The organism is Mycobacterium sp. SMC-14, from assembly GCF_046250075.1.
Lineage (GTDB): Bacteria > Actinomycetota > Actinomycetes > Mycobacteriales > Mycobacteriaceae > Mycobacterium.
Genome location: NZ_CP176429.1, coordinates 472,139 through 488,768, shown reverse-complemented (window position 1 = coordinate 488,768; position 16,630 = coordinate 472,139). Strand labels below are relative to the sequence as shown.

General features: G+C 69.8%; 15 protein-coding genes. 8 read left to right on the top strand and 7 right to left on the bottom strand.

Going from position 1 to position 16,630, the window contains the following annotated elements; translation table 11 throughout:
* Positions 1-190: 190 nt before the first annotated feature.
* Positions 191-745 (bottom strand): TetR/AcrR family transcriptional regulator, encoded by a 555-nt coding sequence (locus ACKY0W_RS02330; RefSeq protein WP_409436229.1) that lies wholly within the window; start codon positions 743-745, stop codon positions 191-193.
* A gap of 99 nt (positions 746-844) precedes the next feature.
* Between ACKY0W_RS02330 and ACKY0W_RS02325 the strand changes: the two genes are divergently transcribed.
* Positions 845-1,756 carry an SDR family NAD(P)-dependent oxidoreductase gene (locus ACKY0W_RS02325; RefSeq protein ID WP_409436228.1) on the top strand — a complete coding sequence of 304 codons (912 nt, stop codon included), beginning with the start codon at positions 845-847 and terminating at the stop codon, positions 1,754-1,756.
* A gap of 7 nt (positions 1,757-1,763) precedes the next feature.
* Here the strand turns inward: ACKY0W_RS02325 and ACKY0W_RS02320 are convergent, their stop codons facing one another.
* The gene (locus tag ACKY0W_RS02320; protein ID WP_409436227.1) at positions 1,764-2,465 is read right to left on the bottom strand and encodes a M24 family metallopeptidase; all 702 of its coding nucleotides are present in this window, start codon (positions 2,463-2,465) and stop codon (positions 1,764-1,766) included.
* 55 nt (positions 2,466-2,520) lie between these two features.
* Between ACKY0W_RS02320 and ACKY0W_RS02315 the strand changes: the two genes are divergently transcribed.
* On the top strand, positions 2,521-4,224 hold the full coding sequence (locus tag ACKY0W_RS02315; RefSeq protein ID WP_409436226.1) for a DEAD/DEAH box helicase: 1,704 nt from the start codon (positions 2,521-2,523) through the stop codon (positions 4,222-4,224).
* 179 nt (positions 4,225-4,403) lie between these two features.
* On the opposite strand, the gene ACKY0W_RS02310 is transcribed toward ACKY0W_RS02315, so the two are convergent.
* From ACKY0W_RS02310 to ACKY0W_RS02300, 3 genes are all read right to left on the bottom strand, one after another.
* Complete coding sequence (locus tag ACKY0W_RS02310) at positions 4,404-7,340, bottom strand: PGRS repeat-containing protein (RefSeq protein ID WP_409436225.1); 2,937 nt, start codon at positions 7,338-7,340, stop codon at positions 4,404-4,406.
* 387 nt (positions 7,341-7,727) lie between these two features.
* Positions 7,728-9,227, bottom strand: coding sequence for a PH domain-containing protein (locus ACKY0W_RS02305; protein WP_409436224.1), 1,500 nt, complete (start codon positions 9,225-9,227; stop codon positions 7,728-7,730).
* A 138-nt stretch (positions 9,228-9,365) separates the two neighbouring features.
* Positions 9,366-9,845: a MarR family winged helix-turn-helix transcriptional regulator gene (locus ACKY0W_RS02300; protein ID WP_409437620.1), complete on the bottom strand. Its 480-nt coding sequence runs from the start codon at positions 9,843-9,845 to the stop codon at positions 9,366-9,368.
* A 97-nt stretch (positions 9,846-9,942) separates the two neighbouring features.
* On the opposite strand from ACKY0W_RS02300, the gene ACKY0W_RS02295 reads away from it, so the two are divergent.
* On the top strand, positions 9,943-10,566 hold the full coding sequence (locus ACKY0W_RS02295; protein WP_409436223.1) for an NADPH-dependent F420 reductase: 624 nt from the start codon (positions 9,943-9,945) through the stop codon (positions 10,564-10,566).
* Positions 10,567-10,651: 85 nt separating this feature from the next.
* A complete protein-coding gene (locus ACKY0W_RS02290; protein ID WP_409436222.1) occupies positions 10,652-11,551 on the top strand; it encodes a TIGR03619 family F420-dependent LLM class oxidoreductase in 900 nt (299 codons plus the stop codon).
* Positions 11,552-11,586: 35 nt separating this feature from the next.
* On the opposite strand, the gene ACKY0W_RS02285 is transcribed toward ACKY0W_RS02290, so the two are convergent.
* The gene (locus ACKY0W_RS02285; RefSeq protein WP_409436221.1) at positions 11,587-12,099 is read right to left on the bottom strand and encodes a PH domain-containing protein; all 513 of its coding nucleotides are present in this window, start codon (positions 12,097-12,099) and stop codon (positions 11,587-11,589) included.
* Between the two features lie 102 nt (positions 12,100-12,201).
* Between ACKY0W_RS02285 and ACKY0W_RS02280 the strand changes: the two genes are divergently transcribed.
* Genes ACKY0W_RS02280 through pssA form a run of 4 tightly spaced genes read left to right on the top strand, consistent with a single transcriptional unit; the run spans position 12,202 to position 16,001 of the window.
* Complete coding sequence (locus tag ACKY0W_RS02280) at positions 12,202-13,125, top strand: SDR family NAD(P)-dependent oxidoreductase (protein ID WP_409436220.1); 924 nt, start codon at positions 12,202-12,204, stop codon at positions 13,123-13,125.
* A 14-nt stretch (positions 13,126-13,139) separates the two neighbouring features.
* Positions 13,140-14,369 carry a gephyrin-like molybdotransferase Glp gene (gene glp / locus ACKY0W_RS02275; protein WP_409436219.1) on the top strand — a complete coding sequence of 410 codons (1,230 nt, stop codon included), beginning with the start codon at positions 13,140-13,142 and terminating at the stop codon, positions 14,367-14,369.
* A gap of 25 nt (positions 14,370-14,394) precedes the next feature.
* The gene (locus ACKY0W_RS02270) at positions 14,395-15,102 is read left to right on the top strand and encodes a phosphatidylserine decarboxylase (RefSeq protein WP_409436218.1); all 708 of its coding nucleotides are present in this window, start codon (positions 14,395-14,397) and stop codon (positions 15,100-15,102) included.
* Positions 15,099-16,001, top strand: coding sequence for a CDP-diacylglycerol--serine O-phosphatidyltransferase (pssA, locus tag ACKY0W_RS02265; protein WP_406756504.1), 903 nt, complete (start codon positions 15,099-15,101; stop codon positions 15,999-16,001). Before ACKY0W_RS02270 ends, pssA begins: the two co-directional genes overlap by 4 nt.
* 8 nt (positions 16,002-16,009) lie before the next feature.
* On the opposite strand, the gene ACKY0W_RS02260 is transcribed toward pssA, so the two are convergent.
* A complete protein-coding gene (locus ACKY0W_RS02260; RefSeq protein WP_409436217.1) occupies positions 16,010-16,570 on the bottom strand; it encodes a chorismate mutase in 561 nt (186 codons plus the stop codon).
* Positions 16,571-16,630 lie beyond the last annotated feature (60 nt).

Genomic DNA, 16,630 nt, shown 5'->3' with positions numbered 1-16,630 from the left:
ATTCCTCCGGTTAGGGGGTGCACGTCTTGTCGGTCGGGTGCAGTGCCCGCGACGGACGGCTGTGGGTGTGCTCCGCAGGTGCGGCCCCGTGCCTCACCGTCCCGACCTAGCACTCACTGGTCGCGAGTGCCAACGTCATTTTTAGCACTCGCCTATGCCGAGTGCAAGGTCGCGGCGACGATGCGGGCTGCTACTGGGAGGCCCGCAGACCGTCGATGACGACGTCGGTCACCCGTTCAGCAGACTCCGGGTTGTACGACTCCATCGCCTGACATCCGACCAGGAGCGACTTCACGTCGCGCGTGCCGATATCGCGGCGCGCCGTGCCGGCATTCTGGGCAGATCGCAGCAGTTCCCCGAGCAGGGTGAGAAACGCCTCCTCGGCCTCCTGCCCGACGTCGATGCCGAGTCCGGCAAGCGCCTCGACCACACCGCGGTCTTTCGCTCCCCACCTCACCATCGAACGCAGAAAGCCAAAGAGCGCTTCGGCGGGACCATCGGACTCCAGCAGGGCGTAGCCCCCCTCGATGAGGCGCCGGATGTGGTCCTGGACCACCGCCCGAAACAGTTCCTCCTTGGTCGGAAAGTGGCGGTAGATGGTCCCGGCCCCGACTCCGGCTCGCCGGGCGATCTCATCGATCGGCACCGACAGCCCTTCGGCCGCGAAGGTCTCGTAGGCGACTTCCAGCACACGCGCACGGTTGCGCGCCGCGTCGGCGCGTAACGGACGTGCCTGCTCAGCCACGTGACAGCCCCAATCGGTTGACAAAACGGGGCGCGCGTTCCGTATAGTCGAATCAACCGGAGCGTCCGCCCCGTTTACCCTACCGCTCAGGAGCCTCCCATGGCCAAATGGACAACCGCCGATATCCCCGACCAGACCGGTCGGGTCGCCGTGATCACCGGAGCCAACACCGGCCTCGGCTATGAAACCGCCTTGGCGCTCGCCGCGCGGGGCGCCCACGTGGTGCTGGCCGTGCGCAATCTCGACAAGGGCAAGGACGCCGCGACCCTGATCGGCAAGCGCAGCCCCGGAGCCAGCGTGGCGCTGCAGGAACTCGACCTGACGTCACTGGACTCCGTCCGCACCGCCGCCGCACAGTTGCGCGCCGACCACGACCGCATCGACCTGCTGATCAACAACGCCGGGGTGATGTGGACGCCGAAGGCGACCACCGAGGACGGCTTCGAGCTCCAGTTCGGAACCAACCACCTGGGCCACTTCGCCTTCACCGGGCTGCTGCTGGATCGGCTGCTGCCGGTCCCCGGCTCCCGGGTCGTGACGGTCAGCAGCATCGGTCATCGCATCCGCGCCGACATCCACTTCGACGACCTGCAGTGGGAGCGGAGCTACAGCCGGGTGGCAGCGTACGGGCAGGCCAAGCTCGCCAATCTGCTGTTCACCTACGAACTGCAGCGGCGCCTGGCCCCGCACGCCACGACTATCGCGACAGCTGCGCACCCCGGAGGCTCCCGCACCGAGCTGACCCGCAACCTGCCCCCACTGCTCGCGCGGATCACGCCGCTGATCGAGCCCCTGTTCCAGGGAGCCGACATGGGCGCTCTGCCGACGCTGCGTGCCGCAACCGATCCCGGTGTGCGTGGCGGGCAGTACTACGGCCCTGACGGCTGGGGTCAGCAGCGCGGCTACCCCAAGGTGGTCGAGTCGAGCAGCAAGTCACACGATGTCGACGTTCAACAACGCCTCTGGACCGTCTCCGAGGAGCTGACCGGGGTGGTCTACCCCATCGGCTGATCGGGGCTCACGCCACGTCGAGCAACTGCTCGTAGAAGCCGCCGAATCCGCGGGCCCGGTTCACCAGGTGCACCTCCAGGATCCAGTGACAGACCCGGCCGGTGGGATCGGTCCGGCGCATCGGCTCGTCGGATCCGGGCGCAACATAGAACCGGGCGTCGTCACCGGAGATCTTCTTGTGCGGAAACTCCCCGAGCAGGTGCCCGGCGATGGGAGCGCCGAACTCGAAGCCCGCATCCTGGGCCAGGCCGACGACGTGTTCGAACAGCTGCGCGCCGGTGATGTCGGGATGCGCCTCGAAGAAGGCGCGACCCGCGCCCCACACTCCAGGCAGCGCGTCGCGCAGCGCCAGTTTGTCCGGGTCATCGCCGAGCACGAAGGTGCGGCCGAAATCGGCCTCCCACTCCTCGAAGATCGGCCCCAGGTCGAGGTAGGCGATGTCGTCGTCGGCCATGACACGGTCGGGCGGGTCGGCGTGAAACGGCAGCAGGCTGTTCTCCCCGGCCCGCACCACCCGCCGATGCCAGTGCCGCGTCACCCCGAACATGTCGGCGGCCAGGTCCCGGATCTCATCGGAAAGCTGCCGCTCGCCGACTCCGGGGCGGACCATGCCGCATCGTTCGATCTCGTCGAACAGTGCGACGGCCTTGGCCTGTGCGTCGCGGAGCCGCTCGACACGAATGGATTCCGGCTCACGCGGGGTGGACACGCCAACGATCCTATCGGCTTGCCCTAGACTGCATCTCGATCAGATAGGAGACCGGGTGCGGGCTGAAGCAGCGCCCAGCACCCGGGCTTTGCGGGGCTGGCAACGCCGGGCTCTGGTGCGCTATCTGACCGCCAAGCCGCGAGATTTCCTGATGGTGGCCACCCCCGGCGCCGGTAAGACGACGTTCGCGCTGCGGATCGTGGCCGAGCTGCTCGCCGACCGCACCGTCGAGCGGATCACCATCGTGGTGCCCACCGAACACCTCAAGGTGCAGTGGGCCTCAGCCGCCGCCTCCCACGGCATCGCGCTCGATCCGCGGTTCTCCAACTCCGACTCGCAGACCAGCTCGGAGTACCACGGCGTGGTCGTCACCTACGCGCAGGTGGCCAGCCACCCCACCCGGCACCGGGTGCGTACCGAGGCCGCGAAAACCCTGGTGATCTTCGACGAGATCCACCACGGCGGCGACGCCAAGAGTTGGGGCGACGGCATCCGTGAGGCGTTCGACGATGCCACCCGCCGGCTGGCGCTGACCGGAACTCCGTTCCGCAGCGACGACAGCCCCATCCCCTTCGTCAACTACGAGCCCGACGGCGCCGGCCATCTGCGCTCGGTGGCCGACGACAGCTACGGCTACACCGATGCGCTGGCCGACGGCGTGGTGCGCCCGGTGGTGTTCATGGCCTACTCGGGCGAGGCCCGCTGGCGCGACAGCGCCGGCGAGGAGCACGCGGCCCGACTCGGCGAACCGCTGACCGCCGAGCACACCGCCCGAGCGTGGCGCACCGCGCTGGACCCGACCGGGGAATGGATGCCGGCGGTGATCTCCGCCGCGGACACCCGGCTGCGCCAGTTGCGCGACGGCGGCATGGCCGATGCCGGCGGCATGATCATCGCCACCGACCAGAAGGCGGCCCGCGCCTATGCGGTGCTGCTGAAACGGCACACCGGCGAGGAACCCACCGTGGTGCTCTCCGACGACCCCAGCGCGTCGGACAAGATCGCTCAGTTTTCCGCGGCCACCAGCCCTTGGCTGGTGGCGGTGCGGATGGTCTCCGAAGGTGTCGACGTGCCCCGACTGGCGGTCGGGGTCTACGCCACCAGTGCCTCCACCCCGTTGTTCTTCGCGCAGGCGATCGGCCGGTTCGTGCGGTCACGGCGGCCGGGCGAGACCGCCAGCATCTTCTTGCCGTCGGTGCCGTCACTGCTGGGCCTGGCCAGCGAGCTGGAACAGCAGCGCAACCACGTGTTGGGCAAGCCACACCGGGAATCCGAACGCGACGAGTTCGCCGAGGCCGAGCGCCGGCGCGACGAGCCGTCGGAGATGGAGAACAAGTTCGAGTCGTTGGGGGCCGACGCCGAACTGGACCAGGTGATCTTCGACGGCGCCTCGTTCGGCACCGCTACCCCGGCGGGCAGCGACGAAGAGGCCGACTACCTGGGTATCCCCGGGTTGCTGGATGCCAACCAGATGCGCGACCTGCTGCGTCAGCGCCAGGAAGAGCAGCTGGATCGGCGGTCCAAGGCAGTCAACGACGGCGGGGTTCCGGTGCCGGTGACCACGCACGGACAGCTGCGCGAGCTGCGCCACGAACTCAACGCGCTGGTGTCGGCGGCCCATCATCGGCTCGGCAAACCGCACGGCTGGATTCACAACGAGCTGCGTCGGCGTTGTGGCGGCCCCCCGGTGGCGGCGGCGACGTCGGATCAGCTGCGGGCGCGGATCGTGGCCATCCGGCAGCTCAATCGCGAGTCGTAGCCCTCGACTGACGCCGCCCCGCCCGCCGAGTGTGCGGTTTCGTTGCTGATTCGCTGATCTTGCCCACCAATCCACACAGTCGATGAGGCCGACGTGCGCCCAGGAGACGCAAGAGTCCCCCAGATCGGGTGATCTGGGGGACCTTTGCCTCGGCTAGCCGAAGTCAGGCGACCCGCGGGTCAGGGCTGACCGCCGGGCTGGCCCGCCGTTCCGGCGGTGCCGTCGGTGCCGTGACCGCCGGCGGTGCCGTCATTGCCGGCCGTGCCGTCGATGATGGTGGTGCCGCCTGGGCTGGCCGCGGTGCCGCCGGCCCCACCCGTACCAGCGTCGCCGCCGGCCGCGCCGGTACCAGCCGTTCCCGCGGCCCCACCAGCACCCGCGGCGCCCGCGCCGTCGGCGCCGGTACCGGCGGTCCCGCCGGTACCGCCATTGCCGCCGTTCCCGCCGTTCCCGCCGTCGCCGCCGTTACCGCCGTCGCCGCCGTTACCGCCGGTGGACACTTCCCCGTTGCTGGCCACGCCACCGGTGCCGCCGTTACCGCCGGCACCACCGACATCGCCGTCCGCGCCGCTACCGCCGGCACCACCGACGCCACCGTCACCGCCGACACCACTCACAGTGCCGCCGGCCCCGCCGGCGCCGCCGGCCCCACCGCTGCTGCCGCTGGTCCCGCTGGCGCCGGTACCACCGTCACCGCCGTTACCGCCGCCACCGCCGGTGGCGTCGGTGCCGCTGACAGCACCATCGGTATCCCCGTAACCACCGTTGCCACCGTTGCCACCCGCGGCCCCGGTGCCGCCATGGCCACCGTTGCCGCCGTTTCCACCGGTGCCGTTGCCGCCGACGTCGCCGTTACCGCCGACGCCGCCGTTACCGCCCGCACCGCCGGCCCCGCCGTCACCGCCGTCCCCCCCGGTACCGCCGTTGCCGTCGATGCCGTCTCCGCCACCGAATACCGTGCCGCCGCCTCCGCCGTCACCGCCGACTGCGCCTAGGCCACCGGACCCGCCGGACCCGCCGTTGCCGCCGGTGGCGTTGCTTTCGGGCTGGAAGATCGTGCCGCCGCTCCCACCGGTACCGCCGGCCTGCCCGGCCGTGGTTCCATCGCTGGCGTCGCCACCGTTGGCGGCTTGCCCGCCGCCGCCGGTGCTGTCCGGCACGTCGGTACCACCACCGGCCGCCGGCGGAGTGTTCTGGGCCGGCGGATTGCCGCCGGTGCCGTCCACGCCGGCGCCGCCGGCGCCACCCCTACCGCCGTTGCCGACCGCACCTGCAGCCCCGCCGGCGCCGCCACTACCGCCGTCCTGGGCGATGTCGCCGCCGCCGGTGGTGACCACTTGGCCGTTCGCACCCGCACCACCGTTGCCGCCGTTGCCGACTCCGGTGGCCGCCGCACCGGCGGTGCCGTTGGCGGCCGTGGAGCTGCCGTCACCACTGCTCCCGCCCGTGCCGGCGCCGCCCGCGGTACCCGCGTCTCCGGCGTTGCCGCCGTTACCGCCGCTGCCCGCAGTGGTCCCGGTTCCGCCGGCCGCGCCGGCTCCGCCGTCACCGCCGTCACCGGCGTTGCCTGCCGCTCCGCCGTTACCGCCGACGCCACCGGCACCGGCGGCACCGTCGCTGTAGCCGTCGGCCTGCGCCACACCACCGGCACCGCCCGCACCGCCGTTGGCACCGGACCCACCGTTGCCGCCGCTGCCGCCGTCGGTGCCGTTACCGCCGTCGGCGCCACTACCGGCCTCGGCGTCGGCGCCATCGGTGCCCTCAACACCGGCACCGCCGTTACCGCCGTTACCACCGGCGCCGCCGGCACCACCGGCACCGGCGTTACCGGCGTTGGTTCCGCCGGCGCCACCACTACCGCCGTTGCCGCCGATACCACCACCGGAACCGTTGCCGCCGTTGATGTTGGTGGCGGTGCCCGCCGTACCCACGGCGCCATTCGCGCCGTTGCCACCGGCACCGCCGTTGCCACCGTTGCCGTACGCCCCGCCGTCGCCGGCGGCGCCACCGTTGCCTCCGACCGCACCGGCCAGCGCATTGGCATCGGCGGCCGCGTCATAGCCGTTACCGCCGTCACCACCGTTACCGCCACCGCCGCGGGCACCGTCGTTGCCGCTGCCACCCAAGAAGCTGGCTCCCGTGCCGCCCTTGCCGCCGGTGCCCGGGGCCGCACCGTTGCCGCCCGCGCCACCGTTGATGTTGGCGGCGGTGCCGGTGGCCCCCGCGCCGCCGTTACCGGCCGCACCGCCGGTACCGCCATTGCCGCCGATGCCCAGGATCGACGAACCGGCCCCACCGTTACCGCCGTTGCCGCCGTTGGTGCCGTTGCCGCCGTTGCCGGCACCACCGTTGGCGAACGACCCAGCCGCACCGGTGTAGCCCGCGCCGCCGACACCGCCGTTGCCGCCGTTACCCAGCGCTCCCATGCCGAAGAAGTCCTGAGCCTGACCCGACGCCCCACCGTTGCCGCCGTTACCTGCGGTCAGCGTCGCCGTTGCGTTACCGCCGGCCCCGCCGTCGCCGCCGTTACCCCACATCTCACCGCCGTGGCCGCCCTGGCCGCCGTCGGCACCCAGGCCACCGGCGCCGCCATCGCCGCCGTTGCCGATCCCACCGGCGTGCCCACCGTTGCCGCCGGCTACCTCGTCGAGGGTCGAGGACCAGCCGTCGCCGCCGTCGCCGAACCAGAGGCCACCGTTGCCGCCGTCGGGGTCGGCCTCGGTGCCGTCGACGCCGTTACAGATCATCCCGCAGAAGCCCTCGGTGAAGGGCGCGAACATCTGGTTGATCACGCCGTTTACCTGCGACCCGAAGTCAGAGTCGATCCAGGCCTGCAAACTGTCGTGCAGCGGCGCATAGAAGTAGGTGTCCCACATTTGGGCCAGCTCCGCCCCGGACGCGTCAGCCGCACCAAGGCCCCAGTCCGAACCGGTGAACAGACTGTCGAAATCGCCCGACAGGTTGCCCCACGCGCTGGGATCAAACAGATCGGTGAACAGATCCTCAAAGTCCGCGTTGGCCGCCGGAGCCGACGCCAACGGCCCCAACCCCAATGCCAAGAAAGCCCCGACAGACGCGGCGGCACCCACCGCACGCTCGCGTCGACGTGTCCCCACCCGACCATTCCTCACACCACGTTGGCGAACACCCATTTCTCCACCCCTTTTCGCTAAGTACAACTCAGCTTTCCCTTAGTTTCGGAGCATAAGCGAAGTTAGGCGTGATGAATGTCATTTCTGAAAAATCGGTAGAAAATCCTGCTGGCGATCAGCCAGTCACCGTCAAACAGGGGCACTTATCGCACCATATCCCCACGTAAGAACGGTATTTGACCCCTAAAAGGTTGCGCTCCGCCGCTCGCCGGCGGCAACGAAACGTATATACAACCCATTCGCGGCCTAGTCCAGAGAAATTGCCATGGACGACTATTTACTAGTCAGCTCTAAGATTCCACTATTGCAGCATCCGGGTCCGAGTAATTGCGGCGCCGGCCGCCACAAGACTCAGCGCTGTCGCGTCCAGCGACTGTTTGCCACCCACGGGGACGCCTGCGCGGCCACCGACCACGCCCACTCCTGCGGCACATCGATCACCCGGTAGGCCTTGACGCCGGCGGCGGTGGCGGCGATCAGGGTGGCCACCCCGGCGCGGCGCTGAAACCAGCTCTGGCGCACCGTCCATCCCACGATGCCCGCGGTGGCGATGCAGTAGCGGCGCTGTTCCCAGCTGCCGGTGCGGGCCGAGAGCCAGCGCGCGTCGACGCGATGCCCCAGGGCACGCACCCGGTCGACGGCCATCAGGGCGGCGCCCAGCGTCATCGCCGCCCAGGCCGGCCAGCACCACTGCGGTAGCTCAACGAACGCCGCGGCGATCGCCAGCCCGGCCCCGGCGGCCACCGGCAGCAGCAGCGCCCGAGTCCAGCGCCGGCGAGTCGCCGCCGGGCCGTGCTTGCGCAGCGGGCCGGTGACCACCACGGGGTCGGCGACCAGCCCGGTCAAGACTCCCTCGGCGGTGGCCCGCGGGCAGGGCGGCAGCAGGATCGACGACTCACCTTCCCCGTTAACCCCGGTCATTGCCGCGTCCAGCCGCGCGCCGCCGAATAACCGCACCAACAACGGCCGGCGCAGCGTTCCGCCGCGCAACCGGCGCATGTCGTAGTTGTGCTCGCGCACCCGCAGCAGGCCGTAGCTCAACGCCAGGACGTCACCGCCCGCACCGGAACTGCGGGACAGCACCAGGTTTCCGTAGGTCACCAAAGACCGCAGCACCGCCAACAGCATGGAGACCACCACCAGCAGGGCGGCGATCAGCGTCAGGCTCTGCTGGACGCCGAACTGTTCGGCGGCCTGAAGCCAGGACCGGCTCACCGGCGAATCCTCCAGCGCCGCCCAGACTCCGCTCTGGTACAGCGCACCCACCGCGGCCCCGACCATCACCAGCCCGGACAGACTCAGCGGGCTGTAGCGCAGCCACGATGGCCGCCACCGTGCCAGTACCGTCGCCGGGGCGGGCGCCGATCCGGTCGCAGCGCGCGCGTTCTGCCCGGTGTGGGCCAGCAGCGTCGCGCGCAGCCGGGGGACCTCGCCGCTCTCGACCGCGTTCAGCTCGAAGGCGCCGTCCGCGGCGGCGTGCTGACCCGTGCTGACCCGTAACACCGTCAGGCCCAGCAGCCGGTGCAACAGCCGGGCGTCTGTCTCCACCGAGCGAATCCGGTTGCGGGGCACCGAAAGCAACTTGCGGCGCAACAGACCTGAGCGCAGCTCGATCCGGCCGACCTCGGGGTCGGGCTCGATGCGGTAGGTGGTGGTGAACCAGCGCGTCACACCCACCACGGCGATCACCGACACCACCGCCAGCACCCAGGGCCGGTTGTCGGTCGCCGAGCCGAACACCACCACCGCGATCAGCAGCGGCAGTTCACGCAGCACTTCGTGCAGCGGATGCACCAGCAGCATCCGCGGGCTCAAGCGCTGCCACTGGTCAGCGCGCTGTGTGCTGTTCATCTGCCTTCTCCGTGCCTCGGCACCATGCGCCTGTGGGTCGGCATCTCGCCGTGTCCTGCTTGGAACCGTATCCGCATGGGTTGCCCAGTGACCGCCAGGCGGGAATGCGGGGGGCGAATCGCGCACGGCTGATGCGGGCTATGAGGACTCGTCTTCGCCGGCGGAATCGTCTGTGGCCAGGTGGTGCAGGACTCGTTGATTGAGGACGGCGAGCATGTCGAGCTCAGCCTCGGTGAACAGGTCGATGAAGTTCCGGCGCACATCCTCCACGTGCCCCGGCGCCGCCTCCTCGATGGCCTCCCGGCCGGCCGGCAGCAGGCAGACCATGGTGCTGCGGGCGTCCTCGGGGTTGGGCTCCCGGCTGATCAGCCCGTCCTTCTGCATGCGCCGCACCTGATGGGACAGGCGGCTCTTCTCCCAGCTCAGTGCTTTGCACAGGGCGTGGGCGGGCATGCGGTCTTCGTCGAGAGCCGAAAGCACCGCCAGGACCTCGTAGTCGGCCCCGGACAGGCCTGATTTCTGCAGGCGTCGGTTGAGGTGGGCCTCGATCTGTTGATGCGCGTAGACGAAGGCCCGCCAGGCGCGGTCTTCACGCGGGTTCAGCCAGTTCGGTTCCATCAGCCTCCACACCTTCTCGATTTGTTGACACGTCACCAAATCGATCCTAAGGTTGAAGAGTCAACCTATTCGAGCCTCAGTATAGACGGGACACCTCATGAGCAGCATCAGCATCATCGGCACCGGGCACATGGCCCGCGCCATCGGCGCGCTGGCGGTAGCGGGCGGCAACACCGTCGAGATCATCGGCCGCGACCCGGCCAAAGCCGCCAACCTGGCCAAGACTCTCGGCGACGGCGCCACGACCGGAGAGTTCGGCGCCGTTCCGGTCGGGGACATCGTCATCGTGGCTCTGTTGTACGCCCACGTCGTGCCGGTAGTCGCCCAGTACGGAGACGCCCTCGCAGGCAAGGTCATCGTCGACATCAGCAATCCCTTCAACCCCGCGGCTGACGGGCTGGCCATCCCCGAGGGCACCTCGGTCGCACAGGATGTGGCCAAGGCCGCCCCGGCCAGCGCCAGCGTGGTGAAGGCCTTCAACACCATCTTCGGTGTTGTCCTGGCCCAGGGCCGTCCGCTTGACGTCTTCATCGCGGGCGATGACGCGCGCGCCAAGGCGGCCGTGGCGGAATTCATCGAAAGCCTCAGGTTGCGCCCGCTGGACGTCGGCGGCTTGAACATGGCGCACTGGCTGGAAGGAACGGGCCTGGTCATGATGGGCCTCGCCCGTCACGGCGTGGGGAACTACGACTTCGCCCTCGGCGCCGCCCCGGCCGCCTGAGCCCAGCGCGGTCGGTCCAAGCCAGGGAATACCCAGGGGCAGCCACGCCCAGCAAATTGTTGATGAATCACCGAAAGGATTCGCGATGAAACTCGGTTTCGCACTTCCGATAGTCGGCCCCGCTGTCAGCAGCGCCGACGGTCTGAGTGCGTTCTGCCGCGGACTCGAGGACCTTGGCTACGACACGCTGTGGGTCGGTGATCGCCTGGTCACCCCGGTCGATATGCAGAGCACCTATCCGGGCAAAGAGCAGCCGTACCCGCCGCAGATGACCCGCTACCTGGATCCGGTGCTGCTGTGGACGGTCGCCGCCACGGCGACCCGTCGGATTCGGCTGAACGCCAGCACGCTCAGCACGTTCTACTACGAGCCGGTGCACCTGGCCCGGATGCTGACCACACTCGACGTGCTCAGCGACGGCCGCCTTGACGTGGGCGTGGGAATCGGGTGGATGAAGGACGAACACGACATCGCCCGCAGCGCGAACTGGCGCCGCCGCGGGCAGATGCTCGATGACCTGCTGGCGTTCCTGCACGAGTGGTGGACGACCACTCCCGTGTCCTGGGACAGCGAGTTCTTCTCGCTGCCGCCGGTCCACGCCGACCTGCGCCCGGTGCAGGGCGGCGGTCCGCCCATCTGGATCGGCGGTGCCAGCGAGGCCGCGATGCGCCGGGTGGGCCGCAGCGGCACCGGCTGGCTCGGGGTCGAGGGACTGCAGGACGAGGTCACCGACCACCTGTGGTCGGTTGCGCGCCGTGCGGCGAAGGAAGCCGGCCGCGATCCGGACGCGCTGAAGACGGCCATGCGGATCAACCTCGAGCCGGGCACGTCGGTCGAGACTGTTGCCGGCAAGCTCGAGCGCCTCGCCGGGACCGGTGCCGATGAGGCGATCGTGGATGCCTTCGCCATGTTCTCCACCCTTGACCAGATGCTCGACTTCGCCGGCCAGGTGATCGCCCGATGGAGTGCCGGTCGGAACGCTTGATCGTGGTGGCTAGTCGCCGGATTCGTACCTGGCCCTCACGTGGCGTCCTCGGCACCCAGCGCGGCAATGTCGGTCAGTTGCGCCACGATCCGGTCGGCGACGGCGGCATCCAGCGCCACGATGTGCACCGCGCCCGCCGACGACGCGGTGGTGACCCGCACATTGGCCAACCCCAGCAGTCGATCCAGCGGACCCCGATAGGTGTCGACGGTCTGCACCCGCGAGATCGGTGCGATCCGTCGCTCCTGCACCAACCAGCCGGTGCGGGTGAACACGGCCTGGTCACTGACATCCCACCGGTGCACCCGGTAGCGCCACAGCGGGGCGATCACCGCCGACACCACCAGCCCCAGTGCGGTGACCGCCAGAGCCGCGATGTGCAGCCAGGCCAGCCGCTCGTCGGCGACCGCCCAACCCAGCTGCAGCAGGGCCAGAAACAGCCAGGGCACCGCACCGACCAGCGCCCAGGCCAAGGGCGCGCGGGAGCTGGGCGGATTGGTGGGGTCGACCAGGCTGATCGCCGGGGACCCGTCTGCGTGCTGCGCCATGTAGGAGAGGATGTCAGGGCTCAGGCCGCGCCGCACCGTCGACCGCGGGTCCGGCGAAAAACCATCCGGCGCACGATGCGTCACCTGAGTATCGTTTGTCACATGAGTAGCCGGGACAGATGGGCTGCGGAAGACGTGCCGGATCAAACCGGCCGCGTCGCGGTGATCACCGGCTCCAACACCGGAATCGGTTATCACACCGCGGAGATACTCGCCGGGCACGGCGCACTGGTGGTGCTGGCGGTGCGCGATCTCGAGAAGGGCAACGCGGCGGCGAAACGAATCAACAGCGCCAGCCCGCAGGCACGCGTCGAGGTACGGGAACTCGATCTCAGTTCGTTGGCGTCGGTCCGCGAAGCCGCCGAGGCCCTGGGCGCCGCCCACCCCCGCATCGATCTGCTGATCAACAACGCCGGCGTCATGTACACCCCCAAACAGCACACCGTCGACGGCTTCGAGCTGCAGTTCGGGGTCAACCATCTGGGGCATTTCGCTTTGACCGGCCTGCTGCTGCCACGGATGCTGCGGGTCAAGCGGTCTCGCGTGGTGACCGTCACCAGCATGGCGCACCGGATCATGGCCGCGATCCACTTCGACGACCTGCAGTGGGAACACGGCTACAACCGGATCGCCGCCTACGGGCAGTCCAAACTGGCCAATCTGATGTTCACCTACGAGCTGCAGCGCCGGCTGGCCGCCAAACGCCGCTCGACCATCGCCGTCGCCGCGCATCCGGGCACCGCCAACACCGAACTGACCCGGCACCTGCCGCCCTTACTGCGTCCCGCAGACCGGCTGCTGACGCCCCTGGTCGTGCAGAGTGCGGCGATGGGTGCATTGCCCACGCTGCGCGCCGCCACCGACCCAGAGGTGACCGGCGGGCAGTACTACGGTCCCAGCGGCATCGGCGAGCAGCGCGGATATCCCAAGCTGGTGGACGCCAGCAAGCAGGCACACGAAGTCGAGTTGCAGCAGCGATTGTGGGCGGTCTCGCAGGAGCTGACAGGAATCACCTTCCCGGTCTGAGTCAGACTGTCGTGATGCGATCCGTCGAAGAGCACCAGCGGGCCGTCACCGATCTGATCCGGGCCCGGCCGCCGGTCACGGTCGCACTGGCCGATGCCGAGGGACTGGTACTGGCCGCGGACGTGATCGCACCGATCTCACTGCCGGTCTTCGACAATTCCGGGATGGACGGCTACGCCGTGCTCGCCGACGACATTGCCATGGCGACACCCGATACGCCGGTCAGATTGCCTGTCACCGAAGATATTCCGGCCGGACGCACCGATATTCCCACGCTGACATCAGGAACCGCGCATCGCATCATGACCGGCGCACCGATCCCCTACGGCGCCGACGGCGTGATTCCCGTCGAGGCCACCGACGGCGGCACCGACGTGGTCCAGATCAGCGCGGCCACCGACCGGGGCCGCCACATCCGCCGGGCCGGCGGCGACGTCGCCGAGGGCGCCACGGTGCTCTGGGCCGGGCAACTCGTCAGCGCGCCGGCGGCCGGCCTGGCCTCGGCACTGGGCCTGGCGCAGCTCACGGTGCGGCCCCGACAGCGAGTGCTGGTGATCTCCACCGGTTCCGAACTGGTCAAACCCGGTACACCGCTGGCACCCGGTCAGATCTATGAATCCAACGGGGTGATGTTGTCCGCCGCGGTGCGTGATGCCGGCGCCGAGGTGGTGGCCACCGTGACGGTCGCCGACGACACCGCCGCATTCACCGAAGTCCTCGACCGCTATGGCGTGCGCGACGGGGCGGTAGACCTGGTGATCACCAGCGGTGGGGTCAGCGCGGGAGCCTACGAAGTGGTCAAGGATGTGTTCGGCCGTGACGGCGACCAGGGGGTGCACTTCGTCAAGGTGGCGATGCAGCCCGGGATGCCGCAGGGCATCGGGCGGGTGGGCTCGCCTGGGTCCGGAGCGGCCATCATCACCCTGCCCGGCAATCCGGTCAGCGCCCAGGTCTCCTTCGAGGTCTTCGTTCGCCCCGCGCTGCGTCGTGCGATGGACCTGCCCAAGCCGAATCGGCCGCGCCGTACCGCCGTCTTGAGCGAAAAGCTGGTGTCGCCGGCCGGTAAGCGGCAGTTCCGGCGCGGGCTGCTCGACTATGAAACCGGGACCGTCACCAACTACGGGCCGCCGGCCTCGCACCATCTGCGCTATCTGGCGTCGGCGAACTGCCTCCTGGATATCGCCGACGAGGTGACCGAGCTGCCGGTGGGCACCCAGGTAGAGGTCTGGGACCTCACCGGGTGAGCCGCCCAGCTTCTAAGATGGCCCAATGGCCAGACGCCCCCGCGCAGCAGATGATCCCGGCGGTCTTCGGCACCTGATCGAGCTGGTGCGCTCGACGGTGCCGCCGATGCACAGCGCCGGGCTGCCGTTCGTCGGCAGTGCGCTGGGCGTGGCGCTGGTGGGCCGCAAGCAGCGATGGCTGCGCGGAGCCGGGTTGCTGGCCGCGGGTGCCTGCGCCGGGTTCTTCCGGCATCCGCATCGGGTGCCACCGACTCGCCCCGGTGTGGTGGTGGCCCCCGCCGATGGCGTGGTCTGCCTGGTCGACTCGGCGCCCCCGCCGCCGGAGCTGGACCTGCCCGATACCCCGTTGCCGCGGGTCTGCATCTTCATGTCGGTCTTCGACGCCCACGTACAACGGGCTCCGGTCGGCGGTGAGGTGATCGCAGTGCTGCACCGGGCCGGCCGATTCGGCTCCGCGGATCGCGCCGAAGCCAGCGAGGACAACGAGCGCAACAGCGTGCGGATCCGCACCGCCGACGGCGCCGAGGTGATCGCCGTGCAGGTTGCCGGGCTGGTGGCGCGCCGCATCCTCTGCGAAACCCGCCCCGGTGATCATCTGGCGATCGGTGACACCTACGGGCTGATCCGATTCGGTTCACGCCTCGACGTCTACCTGCCGGTCGGAACGCAGCCGCTGGTCGGCGTCGGCCAGCGCATGGTCGCCGGCGAGACCGTCCTGGCCGACCTGTCATGACGAGTCCCGCCCAGCAGGCCCGCAGCCGGGGCCCGGTGGGTCTGCACATCCTGCCCAGCTCCATGACGGTGTTGGCGATCTGCGCCGGCCTGACCTCGATCAAGTACGCGCTGGATGGGCAGCCGCATCTCGCGATGGCGCTGATCGCCGCGGCCGCCATTCTCGACGGCCTCGACGGCCGGGTGGCACGCATCCTGGACGCCGAGTCGAGGATGGGCGCCGAGATCGATTCCCTGGCCGACGCCGTCGACTTCGGGGTGGCTCCCGCGGTGGTGATCTACGTGACGCTGCTGTCGACACAGCCGGCGGGCTGGATCGTGGTGCTGCTGTACGCGGTGTGCGTGGTACTGCGGCTGGCCCGGTTCAACACCCTGCTCGACGACGCCACGCTGCCGGCCTACACCCGGGAGTTCTTCGTCGGCATGCCCGCCCCGGCCGGTGCGATCACACTGATGGGCCTGCTGGCCGCCAAGCTGGAGTTCGGCGACGGATGGTGGACTTCGCAATGGTTCACCTGCATCTGGGTGGTGGGCACCTCGATGCTGCTGGTCAGCCGGATCCCGATGCGCAAGATGCACGCCGTGTCGGTGCCGCCGCACCTGGCGGCGGTGCTGCTGGCGGTGCTGGCTCTGGTGGCCGCGGCGGCATTCCTGTTCCCCTATGTGCTGGTGCTGGTGCTGATCGGGGCGTACCTGTGCACCATTCCGTTCTCGGTCCGCAGTCAGCGCTGGGTTGCCGCACACCCGGAGGCGTGGGAAGACGCCCCCCGGGAGCGCCGCGCCGCGCGGCGGGCGATCCGCCGGGCGCAGCCGAGCCGCCGTCCCGGTGTGCGGCGGGGCATCCGTCGGCCCAGTGGGCAGTCGATGGCCCGGCTGCGGCTGCGCAAGCCGGGTCGGTAGCGGCGCGGTTACCGGGCGCAGTAGTCCTGCGTCGCGGACGACAGCGCCCGCCGGTAGAACTCGTCGAGCTGGCGTGCGTCGCTGACGGTTCGGGTTGCCGCGCCGAGTTGTCCGGCGCAATCCGGTGAGTGCAGCAGCTCCCATCGCTGGCCGATCTGGGCCAGCATGACCTGGTTGAAGCCGTCGATACGCGCCCGCGAGGCCGCCAGTTCGGGGGCGGCGGACGGGACGGCCGTCGGGTCCAGTTTCCATTGGGCGAACCGGTAGTGCTCGGCGGCTTCGGTCGCGGCGATCTGATCGGCGAAGATCCGCCGCACGTAGTCGGGGTCGAGGTGTTTCCCGGCGGCGTCGGCGGCCAGCTTCGCCAGTTGCTGCCCGACCCGGGCCGGGTCCTCGATGGCGCCGCCGGTCTGCCATTTGATCGCCGCCACGTCGTCGGCGACCTGGAGCCGCTGGGCGGCCGCGTCCACCAGGTCGGACAACGCGGATGCCTCGTCGGCCCCGGCCGGGGCCGGGGTGGTCAGCAGAGTGACCGCACAGATCGCCGAAATCAGCACGCCGGGCCGCATCGCTCTATCAAACCTGCCCGGTCGATCCGCCTGTTACCGGGGAGGCCGCCCGGTGCTATG